Source organism: Serratia sp. PF-27 (assembly GCF_030053255.1).
Taxonomy (GTDB): Bacteria; Pseudomonadota; Gammaproteobacteria; order Enterobacterales; family Enterobacteriaceae; genus Serratia; species Serratia bockelmannii.
Genome location: NZ_JASGBT010000015.1, coordinates 374,458 through 394,289 on the forward strand (window position 1 = coordinate 374,458; position 19,832 = coordinate 394,289).

Below are 19,832 nucleotides of genomic sequence, written 5' to 3' on the forward strand. Positions count from 1 at the left end.
ACCAAAGAAAAAGGCGGCAATTGCCGCCTGATGTGCTTAATAAGCCGAAGGAATGAGCTCGCGATTAAGTTTATCCACCAACTTGTCGTCGATGAGCGAACTTAACAGGCTAATCGCGATGATGCCGGCAAAGGTGAGCGCTGTCAGCACTAATCCTGACAAAGAAAATAAAGAGAGAGTCGTGGCCAATATCCCTAACGCGACACCAGAAGCCAGTCCACTAATGGCCATGGATTCAACTTCAAGCAACAGGGGCTTCCAGTCGCCCGTGGCATAACCTGCCAGGCTTTTCTCCCGAATTTTCTCTACTTTCATTGCTGCATCTGCCACTTTGAAAAACTTGCCAACGTTACTCAGCTTGCTTGCCATGTCATTGGCATTAATATTTCGCCAGGCATTGAGCAACGCTTCTTTATCTGCAGGTTTAACCTTCATGTTGGGATTAGCCAGCACTTTTTCTAGTGATTTCATTGCGTCATCAAGGGTGCGTATTCTCTTGCCCTGGAAGTTTTTAATATCGCTCGCGATCTCATTGGCGAAGTCTTGATAGCGATTGCCGAGATGCTGAGCGATTTCTTTGGCTGAGTCGGCAACGATAGCCGATGCAGATAACAAAAACTCTTTGTCTCTTTTCTCTTGGGCTTCTCGCTTTTTTTTCAACGCATCGGCGAAATTTGCTCGATTCATACCGCTAAATTGCGCGAATTTGGTCATGTGGATTTTTTTTGCAGTCTTCATATCACCGGCTCTTATCGCATCGCGCAACAATTGGTATGACTTTTCCGTTTTGATATAGGGACAGTTTTTCTTACCACAAACCAAGCAAATGTCGTTATCCAACAGATCTTTGGTTTCTTCGGAAAGTGATGTGTCACCTGTTGGCCAGACAACCAGAGTTTCTTCCGCACCACCAATGCTGATGCCGGTAGTCGGCCATCCCCAACTTTCACCGCTCCAGACCAGACCCGCTTCAGGCGCTATGCCACCGTTGTAACGGTAGGGATCATAATTGATAGTTGAACTGTGTTTCTTCATGTTGATTCCTTAGATGTTAGCAATAAAATACTGTATTAATAAACAGTAAATGGGAATCTACATGCGGCTAGGTCAGAACTCAATAATTGATAATAATTATCATTTGTGTTGTTTTTGGCACAAAACTGTCTGAAAATTAACGGTAATGGAAGGTGGAGGATCGGTAGCGATTAACAGGAAAAAGTTTTAGGTAGCAGGCAAGACAAACAAAACAAATAGAGGGCTATCTGGGAATATTCGACAGGCATAGTATCGAGCGGTTCATCAAAGCCCCGCAGTACGGGGCCTGTTGCTCTCTCAATCCCCCAGTCCCGGCGGGTTAATCTCGGAATGGGCGATCTTCTCGTCGCTCTCCGCCCAGCGATCCAGCACCTGCAGATAGCTGCCGTTGGCGATGGCGCTGTTGAGCGATGCCTGCACCGCGTCCACCAGGCCGTTGCCTTTCTTCAGCGTGACGGCGATGTTGGCGGTTTTCGGCCAACCGCCGGGCACGATGCCTACCAGCCGGGTTTTGCCGGTCAGCCGCGCCTGGTAAGCGCCGGAGACGTTGGGCCCGAAGGTGGCGTCGGCGCGGCCGGACTGAATGGCCAGCGTGGAGGCGGCCTTGTCGGTGACGTACACAGGCTGCAGCGGCGCCAGCCCCTTGGCGCGGTTCTCCTTGTCCCAGGCCAGCAGCACCGCTTCCTGGTTGGTGCCGGAATCGACGATGATCTTTTTACCGGCGATATCCGGCGCGGTGTTGATCTGGGTGATCTTGCTGTCGGATTTGACGTAGAAGCCCAGCGTATCCTGGCGATAGGTGGCGAAATCGAATTTGGTCTTGCGTTCGTTGGTCACGGTGATGTTGTAAACCGCGGCGTCATATTTGCCGGAGGCCACCCCCAGCGGCCAGTCTTCCCACGACGTGGGCACCAGTTTGAGTTTCAACCCCAAACCGTCGGCCACCAGGCGCGCGATGTCCGCCTCGCTGCCGATCACCGTTTTATTGTCGCGGGCGTACAGGCCGAACGGCGGGCCGCTGCCCAGCAGGGAAATGGCCACCGTCAGCGTGCCGGGTTCCACGAACCGGAAGCCGGCGGGGATTTTGGCCACGGCTTCGGCGCTCTTCACCGTGTGGATCGGCGTTTCGTTAGCGACGAGATCCACGCCCGGTGCGGCGGCGGCGGAAAAACTCAGCAACGCCGCAATCACTATCATCTTTTTGCTATATATCATTATGTTAATTACCTTCATTATTATGGGTGTCACAGGGTCGTTGCACTATCTCTAAAGGCTGCAGATCTGTGAACGAACAAAATCAACTAACCAATCTTGGAAAAATCATGAGGCGCCTCTGGCGGCGCTGAATCGATCGAGGATGAAGCATGTCGTCGCGTTTCGCTACGTTGGGCCGCATACCGCGCGGCGTGTGGGTATTGGGTGGCGTGAGCCTGCTGATGGACGTTTCCTCGGAAATGATCCATAGCCTGCTGCCGCTGTTTATGGCGACGACGCTCGGTGCCAGCGTGATCGTCATCGGGCTGATCGAAGGGCTGGCGGAGGCGACGGCATTGATCGTCAAGGTGTTCTCCGGCGTGCTCAGCGATTACCTCGGTAAACGCAAAGGGCTGGCGCTGCTGGGCTACGGGCTGGGCGCCATCAGCAAGCCATTTTTCGCTATCGCATCGTCGTCCGGCATGGTAATGAGCGCGCGCCTGCTGGATCGCGTGGGCAAAGGCATCCGCGGGGCGCCGCGCGATGCCCTGGTGGCCGACGTGACGCCGCCGGAAATTCGCGGCGCGGCCTTCGGGCTGCGGCAGTCGCTGGATACCGTCGGCGCCTTTTTAGGGCCGCTGCTGGCCGTCGGCCTGATGCTGCTGTGGCACAACGATTTTCGCGCCATCTTTTGGGTGGCGACGGTCCCGGCGGCGCTGGCGATTGCGCTGCTGTTTTTCGGCCTGAAAGAGCCGACCGCCGCGATAACCCACAAGCGCACCAACCCGATCACCCGCGCCAACCTGCGGCTGCTGGGGCGCAGCTATTGGTGGGTGGTGAGCATCGGCGCGATCTTTACGCTGGCGCGCTTCAGCGAAGCGTTCCTGGTGTTGAAGGCGCAGCAGGGCGGCACGCCGCTGGCGCTGATCCCACTGGTGATGGTCGCCATGAATCTGGTCTACGCCTGCTCGGCCTATCCGTTCGGAAAACTGTCTGACCGCATGAGCCATGAAGGATTGCTGAAAGCCGGGTTGCTGGTGCTGATCGCCGCCGACCTGGTATTGGCGCTGAGCGATCATTGGAGCGGGGTGCTGTTTGGCGTAGCGCTGTGGGGGGTGCACATGGGCATGACCCAGGGGCTATTGACGGCGATGGTGGCGCATACAGCGCCGGCTCATCTGCGCGGCACCGCGTTTGGCATGTTCAATCTGATCAGCGGCGTGGCGCTGCTGCTGGCGAGTCTTGGGGCTGGAACCTTGTGGGAGCTGTTCGGTTCCGCCTCCACCTTCTACGCCGGGTCACTCATCTGCGTAGTGACGCTTATCGGTATGCAGCTGGCGCCGTTTGGCGCACGGCAGGGGGCTTAACGGCCCTCGACAGATTGCGGCACCGCTTGCAGCAGCTCTGGCACCCGCTGGGATTCCACCGCCCGGCTGAACAGAAAACCCTGGCCAATATGGAAACCGGCTTCGCACAGCGTTTGCCGCTGCTGCTCGGTTTCCACGCCCTCGGCGATGATATCGATCGACAGCTTCTGACCGAGGATACCGATGCTTTCCACGATCGCCAGGATCGCCGGTTCGGTGTTCATGCGTTGAACGAAATCGCAGTCCAGCTTAATGCAGTCCAGCGGGTAATCCATGATATGGCTGAATGAGGAATGGCCGGTGCCGAAGTCGTCCAGTGCGATGCGGATGCCCATCTCTTTGAGCATTTGCAGCGCGCGCAGCACGTACTTGGAGCCATGTTTGTTGAACGCGTGCTCGGTCACTTCCAGTTCGATCAGGTGGTGGGGAATATGGAATTTCAGCAGGCGCTGCAGGAAGGTTTCGGCGTAGTTGTCGCGTAAAAATTCGATCGGCGACACGTTCAGCGAGATAGGGCGTACCGCCACGCCGGCCGTGCGCCAGCGGGCGATATCGGCGAAGACCTTCAGCTGCATGGCTTCGCTGATCTTGGTCGCCAGCTCGTAGTCGTTGAAGGCTTCGCTGACCGTCGCCGGCAGCTGTATGCCGTTTTGCGGGCAATGCCAGCGCAGCAACGCTTCGAAGCCGACGATGCTGCCGTCGGAGAGGCTGACCTTCGGCTGGTAGCTGGGACGGATGCAGTTGTCGCGCACGATCTGGCGCGCGTAGTTGAGCTGGCTGGCGCGCGCGCGGGCCTTGTCCATCATCTTGCGATCGAACATATAGACGCCGCCGCGGCCGCCGTCTTTCAGCTCATACAGCGCGGTATCGGCGCATTTCATCAGTTCCGAAGCGTCGCGGGCATCTTTGGGGTAGATGGCGCCGCCGATGCTCATGCCGCAATGCAGCGTCTTGCCACCGTGGGTGATCGGCGTCTCCAGCTGCAGCAGAAACTTGTTGGCGATGCGGAAAATATCCTGCTCGTTTTCAACGTCGCTGATTACCACGGCGAATTCGTCCCCCCCGAGGCGGGAGACGAACGAATGCGTATTCATGCAGGCGCTGAGCCTTTTACCCAGAACCCGCAGCAGATGGTCGCCCGCCGCGTGGCCCAGCGTGTCGTTCACCAGCTTGAAGTGGTCAAGATCCAGCAGCATCAGCCCGAGGGACTTGTTGCCATGCAGGGCGCGCTTCATCTCTTGCTTCAGCTTTTTCTTGAATAAGCGCCGGTTGGGCAGGCCGGTCAATTCGTCATATTCGCTGGCGAGCAACAGACGCTGTTCCATCACGCGTTGCGACGTCACGTCGCGCGAGACGCACAAGATCTCGGCCACTGCGCCGTGTTCATCGCTGACGGGAGAGAGAATGTTGTCCCAATGCTGTTTTTTTCCTTGCGGCGTCACGCTTAATCCCGCGAAGCGCGCATTTTTACCGGCTCTGACGCTGTGCAGCGCCTTGCTGCCACGGCGGCGGACTTCGGGCGACAACAGCCCCAGCCAGGGCATGCCAAACTCTTTTTGCGCCGGATCCAGGCCGAGCGCCAGGCTGCCGGAGCGGTTCATGTGCCGCAGCGTGCCGTCGCGATTGATCACTTTGATGCAGTCGACGCTGGCGTCCAGCATGTCTTGCTGGATAGAGAGCGCCTGAACGTTTTGCTGACGTTGCAGCATTTGCGGGTGGATGTCGGTAGCGGTGAGGTACCAGCTGGGCTCCAGTGCCATGCCGTCCTGACGGGCGTTAAACGCCAGCATAAACCAACGGTAGGCGCCGCTGCGATCGCGCAGGCGTGCCTCGCCGGCGAATGAGGAGAGGGCAACGATCGCCTGGCGCCATTGTGTGGCCAGCCGATCGCGATCGTCGGGGTGCAGGGTATCGAGCCAATCAGCGGCGCCGTGTTCACCGGCGATTGCGCCGGTATAGTCGCGCCACTGTTTATTGAAGTAGCCGCCAAGGCGGTTGCCGAAGCAAATCAGACCGGGCAAGTCGTCTACGATTTCGCTATAGAGATCAATCGGATTTTTGTTATTGGTCTGCTTGGGCAACAGGGTCATGCGGCATTTCCTCGGAAAATTACCCATATTCTCGCTCTCTAGCAGAGCCTCTTTCAATATAGTCTTGCCAATGAAATTGGGAATAGCCAGCGGGCGCGGCTACAAATCAGCCCGCTAGCATGGAATACATCCAGCGTGAACGCATTAGGAATACTCCTGTTATTTATAAGCCCCCCTTATATTGCAACGAAAAATAAGTGATCGGACCACGATGGGTTTTTGCCATAAAAATTAATCAATCTGATGTTTCTATTTGATGAAATGTTCAGGTGTTTTTATGCTCTTCCACCGGCTGCTCTGCCGGCGCTATGCGTCTTCACTGACGAAAATCTCACTTATGGCGGCAATAACCGCCATTTTATGCACTCTTCAGCGGTTGTCGCAGCACCGTCGCCCGGCGTTTAGAGAAAAGTTATGATGCAAATCAAGAAATGTTTTGTTTCATCTGTTGACACTTTACTTACGTATAAGATAGCCTCGCGAATGCTAATCATTAGCAAAACTGGATGGTGAGGCGAAATACACCCACAGCCTGATCCTTACGCCCGCACCCGATGGTCGGGGCATTTCGGCGCAACGGCGCCGGCAAGCGTACATTCGCCTCCTCTCCAAACGTCTGCGCCATAGGCGCCCGGCGAGATGGCATCCCTTTGTCTGTCTGCGCCCATTTGCATCTCTCAGCCTGTCTGTTCGCGCGGCCCGCGTCGGGCCCGCATGTGTTATCCGTCGTTTCACGATCATAGGAGGTTTCAGCGCGGTTAAAACGTAAGTTTTCTTCTGGGTATAAATAAACATGGAGCGTAAAATGATACTTAATAAAAGATTGAAGTTAGCGTATTGCGTTTTTCTGGGTTGTTATGGCTTATCCATTCATTCTTCTCTTGCCGCTTATCAGGATCCCGGTCGATTGGGCGTACCTGACAGTTGGAAAACCGCGGAGTTTAATCGCCAATGGGGGCTTAAGGCTATTTCCGCCGAATTCGCCTATGCCAGAGGCTATACCGGAAAAGGTATAACCATCGGCGTTATCGATAACGCCATTCTTTCCCATTCTGAATTCGCCGGTAAACTGACGCGCCTGGATAACGGCAGTTATAACTTCTCGTATGATAAACAAGATAATATGTCTTTCGGCGATCACGGCACGCACGTAGCCGGTATCGCGGCGGCTAAAAGAGATGGCGCAGGTATGCACGGCGTTGCTTTCGACGCGGATATTATCGGCACCAAATTGAATGATTACGGTAATCGCAACGGCCGTGAAGAGCTGATTCAGAGCGCAGCCCGCGTCATCAATAACAGCTGGGGGATCGCGCCAGATATACGGCGAGACGCCAAAGGCGATATCATCTGGTTGCCGAACGGCAGGCCGGACTACGTGGCATTTGTAAAAAGCGAAGTGATCGCCGAGATGATGCGCAGCAAATCCAGCGTGGAATGGGGCAGCGAACAACCGGTGCCCACCGGCGGGCACAGCGCCATGTCGACGCTGCTGCGGGCGGCCAGGCATGGCAAGCTGATCGTCTTCTCGGCAGGAAATTACAACAACTACAATATCCCGGAAGCGCAAAAGTCACTGCCTTACGCTTTCCCGGACGTACTGAATAATTACCTGATTGTGACCAACCTGAGTGACGAAAATCAGTTAAGCGTTTCCTCGACCAGCTGCGGACAAACGGCCAGCTACTGCGTTTCCGCGCCGGGTTCTGATATTTACAGCACCGTTGGCCGGCTGGAATCCAATACCGGTGGCGCCGTGAATCGCGAAGCTTATAATAAGGGCGAGCTGTCGGTTAATCCCGGCTACGGCAATAAATCCGGCACCTCAATGGCGGCGCCGCACGTTACCGGCGTTGCCGCCGTATTGATGCAACGTTTCCCTTATATGAGCGCCGATCAAATATCCGCGGTAATTAAAACCACCGCCACCGATTTGGGTGTTGCCGGTATTGATAATCTGTTCGGCTGGGGACGTGTCAATTTACGCGATGCGATCAACGGCCCGAAAATGTTTATTACCCAAGAGGATATCCCGCAGGAATATTATGTACCGGGCTCCTACAGTGAAAAACAGTTCGTGGTGAATATCCCCGGCCTGGGAAATATCGTCGAACCCGGTACCTCTGTTGAGCGGCGCTGCACGTCGAGCGAATGCGACTTCGATTCGTGGAGTAACGACATCAGCGGGCACGGCGGCTTGACCAAAACGGGCGCCGGTACGCTGGCGTTGTTGGGTAATAACACCTATCGCGGTGATACCTGGGTGAAACAGGGCGTGTTGGCGATCAACGGTTCGGTGGCCTCCAACGTCTATATCGAAAATAGCGGCACCTTGTCCGGTGAGGGTACCGTAGGCGCCTTCAGAGCGGTTCGGGGCGGCAGCGTCGCGCCGGGTAACGGCATCGGCACGCTGCATGTGTTGCACGACGCCATTTTTGATCGCGGTTCGCAGTATAACGTGGAAGTGGCGGACAATGGCCGCAGCGATAAGATCGCCGCGCGGCGCGCTTTCCTCAACGGCGGCAGTGTGAATGTCAGCCTGGAGCGCAGCCAAAACCTTCTGTCGCAGAATGAGGCGCAGAGTCTGCTGGGCAACAAGTACACCATCCTGACCACGACGGACGGCGTCAACGGCCGGTTCGAAAACGCCAACCCATCGTATCCGTTTGTTAAAGTCGCGCTGGATTATCAGAGCAATGACGTCGGCCTTGGCATCACGCGCACCGACGCCAGCTTTGACAGCCTGGCCAGCACTGAGAACGAGAAAGCGGTAGCTCGTGCGGTGGAGACGCTCAACGCGACGGAACCAGTCACGGAAACGGTGAAGCGCAGCGTGGCGGCCCCTACCGCTGAGGCGCTAAGCGCACTGCAAGGTGATGAAGGCAAAGCGCAAGCCGCTACCGAAGATGCGGGCGTCGTAACCGGCCATCCGGTGTATGAAAGCTTCCTCGGCTTCACGTCGGCCAGAGAGCTGCAACAGGCGACCCGTCAACTGTCCGGCCAGATCCACGCGGATATGGCTTCCGCCCAGATTAACGAAAGCCGTTACCTGCGCGATGCCGCCACCGAGCGCTTGCGCCAGGCGGAAGGCCGCCGTATCGCTTCCGATATCAAGGCGGATGATAATGGGGCCTGGGCGAAACTGCTGGGCAACTGGGGGCATGCTTCTGGCAACGACAACGCCACCGGCTACCAGACCTCTACCTATGGCGTACTGTTAGGTCTGGACAGCGAACTGTTTGACGACGGCCGGCTTGGGGTGATGACCGGGTATACCCGCACTTCGCTGGATGGCGGTTATCAGTCAGATGCCCACAGCGACAACTACCATCTGGGGCTGTACGGCGACAAACGCTTCGGCGCGTTGGCCCTGCGAGCAGGCGGCACCTATACCTGGCATCGCATCGACACCTCGCGCTCGGTGAACTACGGCGCGCAGTCGGATCGCGAGAAGGCCAAGTATAACGCGCGTACCGGTCAGCTGTTCATCGAAAGCGGCTACGATTGGTCGAGCGATGCGGTCAACCTTGAGCCGTTCGCCAACCTGGCGTATACCCATTACCGTAACGAGGAGATCAACGAGCAAGGCGGGGCAGCGGCACTGCGCGGCGACAAACAAAGTCAGTCCGCCACCGCCTCGACGCTGGGTCTCCGCGCCGACACCGAGTGGCAAACCGACAGTGTGGCGATCGCGCTACGCGGCGAGCTGGGTTGGCAGCATCAATACGGCAAGCTGGAGCGCAAAACGCAGCTGATGTTCAAACGCACTGATGCGGCGTTCGACGTAAACAGCGTGCCGGTTTCCCGCGATGGCGCGATTCTGAAAGCGGGCGTCGATGTGTCGATTAACAAAAACGCCGTCCTGTCCCTTGGCTACGGCGGGCAGCTGTCGTCCAACCACCAGGATAACAGCGTCAACGCCGGTCTGACCTGGCGCTTCTGATCGCGGTTAGCGTGCTTCGCTTTATTCAGCCCTCATCGTGACGATGGGGGTTTTTTATTGTGCGGGCGGCAAGCCGTCGACGATGGTAATCATGGCTTCCGCCACGTGGCGCCGCTGTTGTTTTGCCAATTGATAGGCCGGTGAATGGTAGCAGGCCAACGCGGTAGCGTAGTCGTCGAATTCGATCAGCACATGCTTTATGAACGCCGGGCCTTCCAGCGTTTGCGCCTGTTCGCCGCGGGCGAGAAAACGGGCGTTGAACTGGCGAAACGCCTGGGGCGCCAAATCCATATAATGCTGATATTGCTGCGGATCTCTTACGGTGACATGGGCAATCCAATACGCGGGCATTTCAGGACTCCTGCTGCAGAATGCGCTTGGCCAGTGCGGCAGCCTCGGTCAGATGTTCGATGACCTCTTGCCTGGCCTGCGTCGGGTTGTTTTGCTCGATGGCGTGATAGATCCGCGTCATGCGCTCGAAACCGGCCAGCTGACGCTCCGGGGTTTTCAGGGTCAGGGCACGCAGGCGACTGATGCGGCTATTCAGGCGTTGAACGATTTCCCAGGCGATGGCGTGATGGGCCACCTGGAAAATGGTTTCATAAAAAGCCTGCGACGCTTCAACGCGCTGAATATCGTCCTGCCCGGCCGAAGCCTGATTAATTGCAATTAATTTTTCATGCAGTTTCTTTTTATCTTCCGGCCCAGCGTTCAAGGCGCAGTCGTGAGCGGCATCCTGTTCAAGCAGCAGACGAATAGTATAAATCTGCTCGGCAATGTCCCAGGTTAAAATAGCGACAATCGGCCCTTTCTTACCGAGCGTCTCAATGAGTCCCTCCGCTTCGAGATAACGGATCACCTCACGCACTACGCTGCGGCTGACGCCCAGCTCCTCGCACAGGCTGCGTTCCACCAAACGATCGCCGGCCTGAAAATACCCTGAGATAATCGCCTGCCTAATTTTCGCCAATGCCAATTCGCGCAAGGTGACCGGTGCATTCTCAATCTTCAATGATGCCTGAACCATAATTGTCTCTATTTTTTGTGGATCATCATTAATCCGGATAACGACGCGAATTCCCGTTTGCCCGGTACTATTAACATCTTTCCAACCCGCAAAGCAACGGCGGCCGATTTCGCGCCGCATCGCCAAAACGGTGAATGTTGCAGCAGCTCACAAAATCGAAAGATAGCCTAAAAAAAACGCTTTTCGTTGCCGATACCCGCTGGCTCAACGGGTTCGGCATCGGCACAGGTTGCCGAGTGGGGGCGGTCATGGCCGGCGTTTTGCCCCCAGTCAAAGCCCAATCGAGTTTATTAATGCATTGATTAATAAGTGTTATTTTCAATTTATTTTTGCCGTCTCATCGTAAAATAAGAATACCGTATTATGGTATACCAAATTTTGACATGCCAATCTGCCCGATGCTATACCCTCGAATCGTGACACATGGTTAACATTCGATTTACTTTTCGAGGTCCCTTATGCATCAAGACATTCGCAAGACCCTGGTCTCTACCGAAACGATCTACACCGACGGCGGCAAATCGGCGGGCAAACCGCTGGTGATGATCGCCGCTGCGGCGGTCATCAAAAACCCCTGGGCCAGACAAGGCTTTGTCGAGGATCTGGCGCCAAAGATTCGAGAAATGGCGCCGGTGCTGGGTGAGCTGCTGACCGGTTTGATCCTCAAGGAGGCCGGTTCCGGCGAGCGGGTGGAAGCCTTCGGCAAAAGCGCGGTGGTGGGGCTGGGCGGCGAGTTGGAACACGCCTCGGCGCTGATCCACACGCTGCATTTTGGCAACCACTACCGCTCGGCGGTCAACGGCAAAAGCTATCTGGCGTTCAACAATACCCGTGGGCCGGCCAACGCGCCGATTCTGATCCCGATGATGGGGAAAAACGACGAAGGCAGCCGTGAGCACTACCTGACATTCCAGTTCAACATCAACGACGCGCCTTTCGACGACGAAATCGTCATTGCACTGGGCGCGGCGCTGGGGGGGCGGCCGCATCACCGTATCGGCAACCGTTATTTGGATCTGAAAGAGTTGGGCCATGATCAGAACAATCCGGCAGCTGTCTGAGCCCGCTCTGCGGGTGGGGTATCTGGAGGCCGGGCGTGGTGAGCCGCTGGTGTTGATCCACGGCGTAGGCATGAATGCGGAGGTCTGGTATCCCCAGCTCGATGCGCTCAGCGCGCGCTTTCGGGTTATCGCCGTCGATATGCCGGGCCACGGCGAAAGCGAAGGCTTCTCCCACGCCGCGACGCTGGAGGATTACGTGCGCTGGATGGCGGCTTTCTTAAACACCCTGGATGCGCCGAGCGTTGCGGTGGCGGGGCACTCGATGGGAGCCTTGATCACGGCCGGTTTGGCGATCGATTATCCGGAGCGGGTTAATCGTGCCGTGGTGATGAGCGGCGTGTTCCAGCGTACGGCCCAAGCCAGCGCCGCGGTCGCGCAACGCGCCAGCGCGTTGGCCAACGGCCAGACACAGCTCGACTCGCCGCTGAGCCGGTGGTTCGGCGCCGATCCTGTCGAACAGCATCTGCGCCGGCAGGTGGGCGGCTGGTTGCAACAGGTGGACGTTGCGGGCTATGCCCGCGCGTATCAGGCATTTGCAACCGGCGATCGGGTGTATGCCCAGCGTTGGCACCTTATCCGCTGCCCGGTATTGGTGCTGACCGGCGAGCACGACGCCAACTCCAGCCCTGAGATGGCGCGGCAAATGGCGCAGGCCGCCCCAAACGGGCGCGCAGTGATCATTGAGAACGCCAAACACATGGTCAGCCTGACCGATGCGCAACGCGTCAACGCGCTGATGCTCGATTTTCTGACCGCAGAGCAACCTTTGACTTTAGGAGCGGCTAATGGACGCGGATAAACGCAGGCAGTTGCGCGACGCTTTCGGCGCCTTTATGACCGGCGTCACCATTGTGACTTCGGTGGACAAGCACGGGCGGCCGATTGGCTTCACCGCCAATTCGTTTTCGTCGGTCTCGCTGGATCCGGCGCTGCTGTTGGTAAGCATCGATAAGCGTTCGGCGAACTTGGAGCACTTTACCCAGTGCAGCCATTTCGCCATCAATATTCTGGCGGAACGGCAAAAAGAGGCTTCAACCATTTTTGCGCAAAAGAACGAAGACCGCTTTGCGCTGATCGATTGGCGCTGGAGCGCGTCACGGGTGCCGCTTATCGATAACAGTTCGGCGTGGTTCGACTGCGCGCTGCATCAGGTGGTGGACGCCGGCGACCATGCCATTCTGATCGGCAAAGTAGAGGGGGTCGAGTCCAACGCGACCGCCGGTCTGGGGTATTACCGCGGTGCATACTTCACGCCTTATCAAAACGCGCAGTCGCTGATTGGCGGGCCGCAGGTGGTGGTGAGCGCGCTGATCGAGTTTGAGGGGCACGCCGTGATGGTGCGGCAAAACGACGGCGGCTATCAGCTGCCGTCCAGCCCGGTGGAGAAACGCAGCGTCAGCGAAACGTTGGGGGATTTACTGCAGCAGTTGGGCATCAAGGCCCATCCGGGTTTCGTCTATTCCGTCTACGACGACCGGCAGAAGAACCAGCAACACATCGTTTTTCTGTGCGCGCTGCCGACCGACGCCGGCAGCCTGACGCCGCAGCTGAGCACGGCGGAATGGTTCGACATGCCGACGCTGGCACGGTTGCCGATCAAGGATCCGGCGCTGCGGTCGATGATGGGCCGGTTCGTCAAAGAAAACGCCGTGGGGAATTACGGTATCTATTATGGCGATGAGCACAGCGGTGCCATCAAGCAATTCGCCGGTTGAAGCTAAGCGGGAGAGTGTGATGAAACTGTCTTTATTCGTGCATATGGAACGAACGTTACCCGAAGAATCCCAGGAAAAGCTATACCAGGAGATGATCGAACTGTGTGAAATCGCCGATCGTGGTGGCATGCACGCCATCTGGACCGGTGAGCACCACGGCATGAATTTCACCATCGCGCCGAATCCGTTCATCAATCTGGCGGATATCGCCCGGCGCACGTCCAGGGTGCGGCTCGGCACCGGCACCATCATTGCGCCATTCAATCACCCGATCCGTCTGGCGGGCGAGGCGGCGATGACCGATATCATCACCGGCGGCAGGCTGGAGCTGGGTATCGCGCGCGGCGCCTATTCCTATGAATACGAACGGCTGATGCCCGGTTTAACCGCCTGGGATGCCGGGCAGCGCATGCGCGAGCTGATCCCGGCGGTGAAAAAACTGTGGCAGGGCGACTATGCCCATCAGGGGGAATACTGGTCGTTCCCGGCGACCACCTCTTCGCCGCTGCCGAAACAGCAGCCGCATCCGCCGATTTGGGTAGCGGCGCGCGATCCCAACAGTCACGAATTTGCGGTGCAAAACGGCTGCAACGTTCAGGTTACGCCGCTGCATCAGGGGGAAGAGGAGATCGTAAGGCTGGTAACCTGTTTCAACGAGGCTCGCGCGCGTTTCGCCGCCGAGCAGCCGCTGAAGATCATGCTGTTGCAGCATGGCTACGTGGCGGAAGACGAGACGGACGCCCGTCTGGCGGCGGAAGAACTCAACCGTTTCTACCACTACTTCGGCGCCTGGTTCAAGAATCAACGTCCGGTTCAAAAAGGGTTGATTCAGCCGCTCAGCGACGAGGAGATTGCCGCCAATACCTATTACTCCGCCGACATGATGCGTAGCAACCTGGCTATCGGCACCGCCAATGAGGTCATTACGCGACTGAAAAAATATGAGGCGCTGGGTTATGACGAGTTTGCGTTGTGGATTGACAGCGGCATGAGCTTTGCGCGTAAAAAGGCCTCTCTGGAGCGGTTCATTCGCTGCGTGATGCCGGAATTTCACTGACGGAGGCGCTAATGGAGTCGTTCGAACTTTACATTGATGGCCGATTTGATGGCGGATCGGCGACCTTCGCCTCGCTCAATCCGGCGACCGGTGAACCCTGGGCGCAGGTGGCGGAAGCGCGCACCCAGGATGTGGATCGTGCCGTTGCGGCGGCGCACCGGGCATTTCAGGGGGCCGAATGGCGCGACATGACCGCCGGCGCGCGCGGCAAGCTGTTATTGCGGCTGGCCGACTTGCTTGAGCAGCACGCCCCCGAGCTGGCGCGGCTGGAGACGCTGGATACCGGCAAGATCATCCGGGAAACCCGGGCGCAGATCGCCTATGTGGCGGAGTACTACCGGTACTACGCCGGCCTGGCCGACAAGATGGAAGGCAGCGTGCTGGCGATCGACAAACCCGACATGGAAACCTGGGTTCGACGCGAACCTATTGGGGTGGTGGCGGCGATCGTGCCCTGGAACAGCCAGCTGTTTCTCGCGGCGGTGAAAATCGGCCCGGCGATCGCCGCCGGCTGCACGCTGGTGGTCAAGGCGGCGGAAACTGCGCCTGTGCCACTGCTGGCGTTCGCCAAACTGATAGACGAGGCCGGCTTTCCACGCGGCGTGTGCAATGTGATCACCGGATTTGCCGCCGACTGCGGCGCGGTGCTGACGGCGCATCCGCAGGTAGACCACATCGCTTTTACCGGCGGCGCGGAAACCGCGAAGCACATCGTTCGCGGCAGTGCGGAAAATCTCGCCAGCACCTCGCTGGAGCTGGGCGGGAAATCGCCGTTTATCGTCTTCGACGACGCGGATCTGACCAGCGCGGCGAATGCGCAGGTGGCGGCCATTTTCGCTGCGTCGGGCCAGAGCTGCGTGGCCGGTTCGCGGCTGCTGGTGGCGGAAAGCATCAAAGACGCGTTTTTGGCCCGGCTGACGGAGAAGATACGCAGCATTCGCATCGGGCCGCCGGATCGCCCAGACACTCAGTTCGGGCCGCTTTGCACCCGGCAGCAGCAAGAGCGGATCGCCGCCATCGTCAGCCGCTCGCTGGAGCAGGGGGCGAAACTGGTGATTGGCCATGCGGCGATCGCTTCACCAGGCTTTTACTACCCGCCAACGATCGTCGATTGCAGTGCGCAACCCGACGCCGAGTGCGTGAAGCAAGAGCTGTTCGGCCCGGTGCTGTCGGTGTTGACCTTCAGGGACGAAGCGGAAGCCATTCAGCTCGCCAATGATTCTGCCTATGGCCTGGCGGCCGGTATTTTCACGCAGAATCTGACGCGCGCGCACCGGGTGACCCGTCGCCTGCGGGTGGGCGTGGTGTGGCTCAATACCTATCGAGCGGTATCGCCGCTGGCGCCGTTCGGCGGTTACGGCAAGTCGGGGTTTGGCCGCGAGGGCGGGATTGACGCCGCGCTGGAATACACCACCAGCAAGACGGTATGGCTGCGCACCAGTGACGATCCGATAGACGATCCCTTCGTCATGCGCTGAGCCAGCGCAATCAGGCGCGATCTCGGATCGCGCCGGCAACCCAGTTTTCATCGCGTTGAAACCGGCGACCGCAATGTCGCCGGGGCAAACGCACGCTTTTTTCGACGTATTGGCACCCTACACGCTGTAAAAAATAATAATCCAGGTTAACCGGGGGATATATGAATTCTCAGCCAGAGCAGACCGCGTTTATTGAAGACAAGTCGATCGATTTTGTTCCCGCCGGGGAGCGTCATGGCCATGCCCGCAGCCTGTTCACCCTGTGGTTTTGCACCAACATTGCGCCGCTGGCGGTCGTGACCGGGGCCATCTCCACGCAGACGTTTCATCTCGATATTCTCTCGGCGCTGAGCGCGATTATCGCCGGCCACCTGTTCGGCGGCATTTTTCTGGCGCTGACCTCGGCCCAGGGGCCGCAGGTCGGGATACCGCAAATGGTGCAGAGTCGGGCGCAGTTCGGCCGCTATGGGTCGCTGTTGGTGATCGTGTTCGCCACGGTGATCTATCTGGGATTCTTCATTTCTAATATCACGCTCTCGGGCAAGGTCATCCATAACGTCATCCCGTCATTGAACATGGGCGCGGCGACGGTGATTGGCGCGGTGCTGGCGACGCTGATCGGGGTGGTGGGCTACCGTTTCATCCATAAGATCAACAAAATCGGCGCCTGGGTGATGGGCAGCGCGTTGATCCTCGGGCTGGTATTGATGTTTTCTCAACCGCTGCCGGCGGATTTTTGGCTGCGGGGATCGTTCAGCATTGCCGGTTGGTTCGCCACGTTCTGCATCGGCGCCGTCTGGCAAATCAGCTTCTCGCCCTACACGTCAGACTATTCGCGCTACCTGCCGGCGGAAGTCGGCATTGCCAAACCGTTCCTGTATACCTATTTCGGCGCCTGCAGCGGCACCATTTTGGCCTTTGTGTTCGGCATGGTGGCGGTCAATCTGGTCGCCGGCAGCGATGATGTCATGGAGGCGGTGCGTCAGGCGACGGGAGGGTTGGGGCCGGTGCTGATGGTGCTGTTTCTGATCAACATCATCTGCCATAACTCGATGAATTTGTACGGTGCGGTGCTCTCGTTGATTACCGCCGTACAAACCTTCTTGCCGCAGTGGATGCCGAATGCGCGTATACGTACGCTGTTCTCGACATTGATTCTGCTGGGATCGGTATGGGTGGCGTTGGTCGCCTCGGCCAACTTTGTACATCTGTTCCTGAACCTGATCTTTGCCTTGATCTCGGTGCTGATCCCGTGGTGCATGATCAACCTGATCGATTTTTACCTGCTTAACCGCCAACGCTATGACATTTCGGCCATTTTCAGCGCCGACGGCGGGCGCTATGGCCTGCTTAACACCCGCGCGCTCGGCGTTTATTTCGGCGGTATTGCGGTGCAGGTGCCTTTTGTTGAGAACGCGTTCTTCTCCGGCCCTTACGCCAATCTGATCCCGGGCGCAGACATTTCCTGGGTGATCAGCATGGTGCTGACCGGTATCGCATACCCATTGTGTTGTTCACGACGGGCTAACTGGGCAGTGCAGCTTTAAATGTCATCGCCCTGGAAAAGCCGCTGCTGCCAGTGCAACAGTTGGGTCAGCGTGACTGGCGCCGCGTCAGCCATGGCCACGCGATCTTCCAAGGCAATTTCTCGGGCGCGCTGCAACGATTCGATGCTGAGGCGCTGCAAGTTTTGTTGCGTCGCCTGTTGTATTTGCGCCAGTTCACCCGCGCTAACATGCGGCAACTCATGACGCATCTGCAATAAGAATTCGTCGGTTAACTGCCTCAGCTGTTCAACGGTGAACGTCGGGGATTGCAGCGCGAACAGCATGCCTTCGGCATCGGCGCAGCGGTGGAAGGCGCATTGCACCACGTAACCCACGTTGCGTTCCACGCGCAGCCGCTGAAAATAGCGCGGCGCGTAAAGCTGGGCCAGCACGCGCAGCGCCCAACGGCCTTCGGCTTCATCGTTTTGCAGCGGGTAAAACTGCAGTAAGGCACTTTCGGCGCCGCTTTCCGTCAGCGTGATGGGGCAATGATGTTGATGTGTCGGCAGCGGCGGCTCCGCGGCCACGAAATAGGGGAAGTCGTACAGCAGGTGCGACAGCTGCCGTTTTAACTCGCCATCGCCGCCGATCAAGGTGGCATGCCATTGTGCTGCTTCGGTTGGCGCACTGAGCGCCGCCGGCAATTGCGCTAACAGGCGGCGAATGGCGATATCGCTTTGTTCTTTCAGCTGCGTATGGCGCAGGTTTCTCGCCGCTTCGCTGAGAACGGTCGGCGGCAACACCGCCAGCGCTCGGTTCACCTCACTCAGCCCGTGGCAGATCAGCGCGTGGCTGCCCGCCAGTTGCAGCAGCCACACGCCCTGATGGCGCTCGAAGCTCAAATGTCCCTCCCGATGCGCCAGTTCTGCCGCCCCGGTGCGCAGCGCCGCCTGTAAGCCGTAGGCCTGTCCATCGCTGAAGCGGCTCGACGGCGCCGGCCGCAGCAGCAGCACAGGCTGCGCTTCGCCGGGGAGCAGATGCCGCAGCGGCGCCAGGCCGGAAGGCAAGGTCGGACTAAGCAGCGCCGCCGAGGTGGCGAAAAAGCGGAAAGGTTCCGCGGCAGACGTCAGCGCGGCGCCGGCGAAGGGGCCAAGCGCCAGCGGCAGCCCTTGAATTTCACGGGTTTCGCCGTGGCCATCAGGCCGCACGGCCAGGCGACGGCGCGGCGCGCTAATCAGCGCCGCAATATGCCGCGGCCAATCGTCGTTCGGCTCCACCGGCGGTAGCCCAAGCGCTCTGGCCCGCAGCTGATCGAGCGGCGCCAAACGGTGGAAATCGCGATTTGCCAGCCGCTCGTAATGCGCAAGCTGAGCCGGTGTCAGCACCTGCAGCGCCTGTAGCCACGCCAGCAGGGCGCTTTCGATGTGGGCAGCTTCAGCGGCTGAACCGTGATTAACGGTAAAGATAAAACTCAGCAGGGCGTTGTTCTCACTGCAGCGCGAATAATCCAGCCGAACGGCGTCACACCACGCCTGAGCGCGCAGCCGCGCCAGCAGCCCGCCGGGGGCTTCGTCCAACAGCAGGCGCTCCAGCCGCCGCAGCCAACCGCGTGAATGGGAACGCGACAGGGCAAACACCAGCCTCAGCTGCGGCGTGCCGGGAAGAGACAGGGTGTAATCTTTCGCAGCGGTCAGCGACGGTGAGGCTTCGTGCGGTATGGCGCTGCACGATGGCAAGCGGCTGCCGTAGCGCTGTGCCAGCGCATGCAGCTGCGCCAGCGATTGCGGGCCTTGCAGCCACAGCGTCATGTTTGGCGCGCGAAAATAGCACTGGTGAAACTGCCGCAGCGCCTGCTGCAACGCGGAAATGTCGTTGCCGAAAGCGGCGCGGCTGCCGATATGAAAGCGATGCATTGCACCAAGGCCGCCGAACATCTGCCGCTGCGCCGCTTCGCAGCGGGTTTCTACCTCGGCGCGCAGCAGGCGGTATTCGGCGTCGATGACCTCGATCTCCTGCTCAATCGCCTCGGTCGCCAGCTGTGGGGCGGCGAGCATATCGCTTAGCCGCGCCAACCCCTGCGCCAAATGTTCGGTGCCCACCTCGAAGAAAAACGCGGTTTGCGTAGCCTGGGTGGTGGCGTTCAGTCGGCCAGTGACCGACGGTACCCAGCTCATCAGGCCCTCTTGCGCGCTGAAGTTCGCGCTGCCGCGAAACAACATATGCTCCAGCAGGTGCGCCAGGCCCGGCCAGGCGACGGGCGCCTGAAAACTGCCCGCCTCAATGCGCACCAGCGCGGCGGCGCAGCCGACAGCAGGGTCGCTTATCGCCTTGACGGCCAAACCGTTCTCGAACTGCCACGAAGCGGCGGCGAGTGTCAT

Annotated in this window: 14 protein-coding genes; 8 read left to right on the forward strand and 6 right to left on the reverse strand. The window is 58.5% G+C overall.

What is annotated here, in order from left to right; all coding sequences use genetic code 11:
- Positions 1-36 precede the first annotated feature (36 nt).
- Positions 37-1,035: a colicin-like pore-forming protein gene (locus QMZ29_RS06715; RefSeq protein WP_197769631.1), complete on the reverse strand. Its 999-nt coding sequence runs from the start codon at positions 1,033-1,035 to the stop codon at positions 37-39.
- A gap of 297 nt (positions 1,036-1,332) precedes the next feature.
- On the reverse strand, positions 1,333-2,250 hold the full coding sequence (locus QMZ29_RS06720) for an ABC transporter substrate-binding protein (protein WP_261424421.1): 918 nt from the start codon (positions 2,248-2,250) through the stop codon (positions 1,333-1,335).
- 149 nt (positions 2,251-2,399) lie between these two features.
- Here QMZ29_RS06720 and QMZ29_RS06725 point away from each other — a divergent pair, with 149 nt between their 5' ends.
- On the forward strand, positions 2,400-3,596 hold the full coding sequence (locus QMZ29_RS06725) for an MFS transporter (protein WP_261424423.1): 1,197 nt from the start codon (positions 2,400-2,402) through the stop codon (positions 3,594-3,596).
- On the opposite strand, the gene QMZ29_RS06730 is transcribed toward QMZ29_RS06725, so the two are convergent.
- Positions 3,593-5,686, reverse strand: coding sequence for a putative bifunctional diguanylate cyclase/phosphodiesterase (locus tag QMZ29_RS06730; protein WP_025302815.1), 2,094 nt, complete (start codon positions 5,684-5,686; stop codon positions 3,593-3,595). The genes QMZ29_RS06725 and QMZ29_RS06730 overlap by 4 nt on opposite strands.
- A 907-nt stretch (positions 5,687-6,593) precedes the next feature.
- On the opposite strand from QMZ29_RS06730, the gene QMZ29_RS06735 reads away from it, so the two are divergent.
- Entirely contained in the window at positions 6,594-9,629 is a 3,036-nt protein-coding gene (locus QMZ29_RS06735; protein ID WP_060433044.1) for an autotransporter domain-containing protein, read from the forward strand.
- A gap of 54 nt (positions 9,630-9,683) precedes the next feature.
- On the opposite strand, the gene QMZ29_RS06740 is transcribed toward QMZ29_RS06735, so the two are convergent.
- Together QMZ29_RS06740 and QMZ29_RS06745 are read right to left on the reverse strand one after the other, a co-directional pair.
- Complete coding sequence (locus tag QMZ29_RS06740; protein ID WP_049204019.1) at positions 9,684-9,980, reverse strand: DUF1330 domain-containing protein; 297 nt, start codon at positions 9,978-9,980, stop codon at positions 9,684-9,686.
- Between the two features lies 1 nt (position 9,981).
- Complete coding sequence (locus tag QMZ29_RS06745) at positions 9,982-10,776, reverse strand: GntR family transcriptional regulator (RefSeq protein ID WP_225735574.1); 795 nt, start codon at positions 10,774-10,776, stop codon at positions 9,982-9,984.
- Positions 10,777-11,114: 338 nt separating this feature from the next.
- On the opposite strand from QMZ29_RS06745, the gene QMZ29_RS06750 reads away from it, so the two are divergent.
- From QMZ29_RS06750 to QMZ29_RS06775, 6 genes are all read left to right on the forward strand, one after another.
- Entirely contained in the window at positions 11,115-11,717 is a 603-nt protein-coding gene (locus tag QMZ29_RS06750) for an amino acid synthesis family protein (protein WP_043137410.1), read from the forward strand.
- Positions 11,689-12,516, forward strand: coding sequence for an alpha/beta fold hydrolase (locus QMZ29_RS06755; RefSeq protein WP_043137407.1), 828 nt, complete (start codon positions 11,689-11,691; stop codon positions 12,514-12,516). Before QMZ29_RS06750 ends, QMZ29_RS06755 begins: the two co-directional genes overlap by 29 nt.
- Entirely contained in the window at positions 12,503-13,432 is a 930-nt protein-coding gene (locus tag QMZ29_RS06760) for a flavin reductase family protein (protein ID WP_282981013.1), read from the forward strand. Before QMZ29_RS06755 ends, QMZ29_RS06760 begins: the two co-directional genes overlap by 14 nt.
- Before the next feature lie 19 nt (positions 13,433-13,451).
- The gene (locus QMZ29_RS06765; RefSeq protein ID WP_060433046.1) at positions 13,452-14,489 is read left to right on the forward strand and encodes an LLM class flavin-dependent oxidoreductase; all 1,038 of its coding nucleotides are present in this window, start codon (positions 13,452-13,454) and stop codon (positions 14,487-14,489) included.
- An 11-nt stretch (positions 14,490-14,500) separates the two neighbouring features.
- Positions 14,501-15,967 carry an aldehyde dehydrogenase gene (locus QMZ29_RS06770; protein ID WP_043137398.1) on the forward strand — a complete coding sequence of 489 codons (1,467 nt, stop codon included), beginning with the start codon at positions 14,501-14,503 and terminating at the stop codon, positions 15,965-15,967.
- A 161-nt stretch (positions 15,968-16,128) separates the two neighbouring features.
- Positions 16,129-17,514 carry a purine-cytosine permease family protein gene (locus QMZ29_RS06775; protein WP_049204022.1) on the forward strand — a complete coding sequence of 462 codons (1,386 nt, stop codon included), beginning with the start codon at positions 16,129-16,131 and terminating at the stop codon, positions 17,512-17,514.
- Here the strand turns inward: QMZ29_RS06775 and pqqF are convergent.
- Positions 17,511-19,832, reverse strand: coding sequence for a pyrroloquinoline quinone biosynthesis protein PqqF (gene pqqF / locus QMZ29_RS06780; protein ID WP_282981012.1), 2,322 nt, complete (start codon positions 19,830-19,832; stop codon positions 17,511-17,513). The genes QMZ29_RS06775 and pqqF overlap by 4 nt on opposite strands.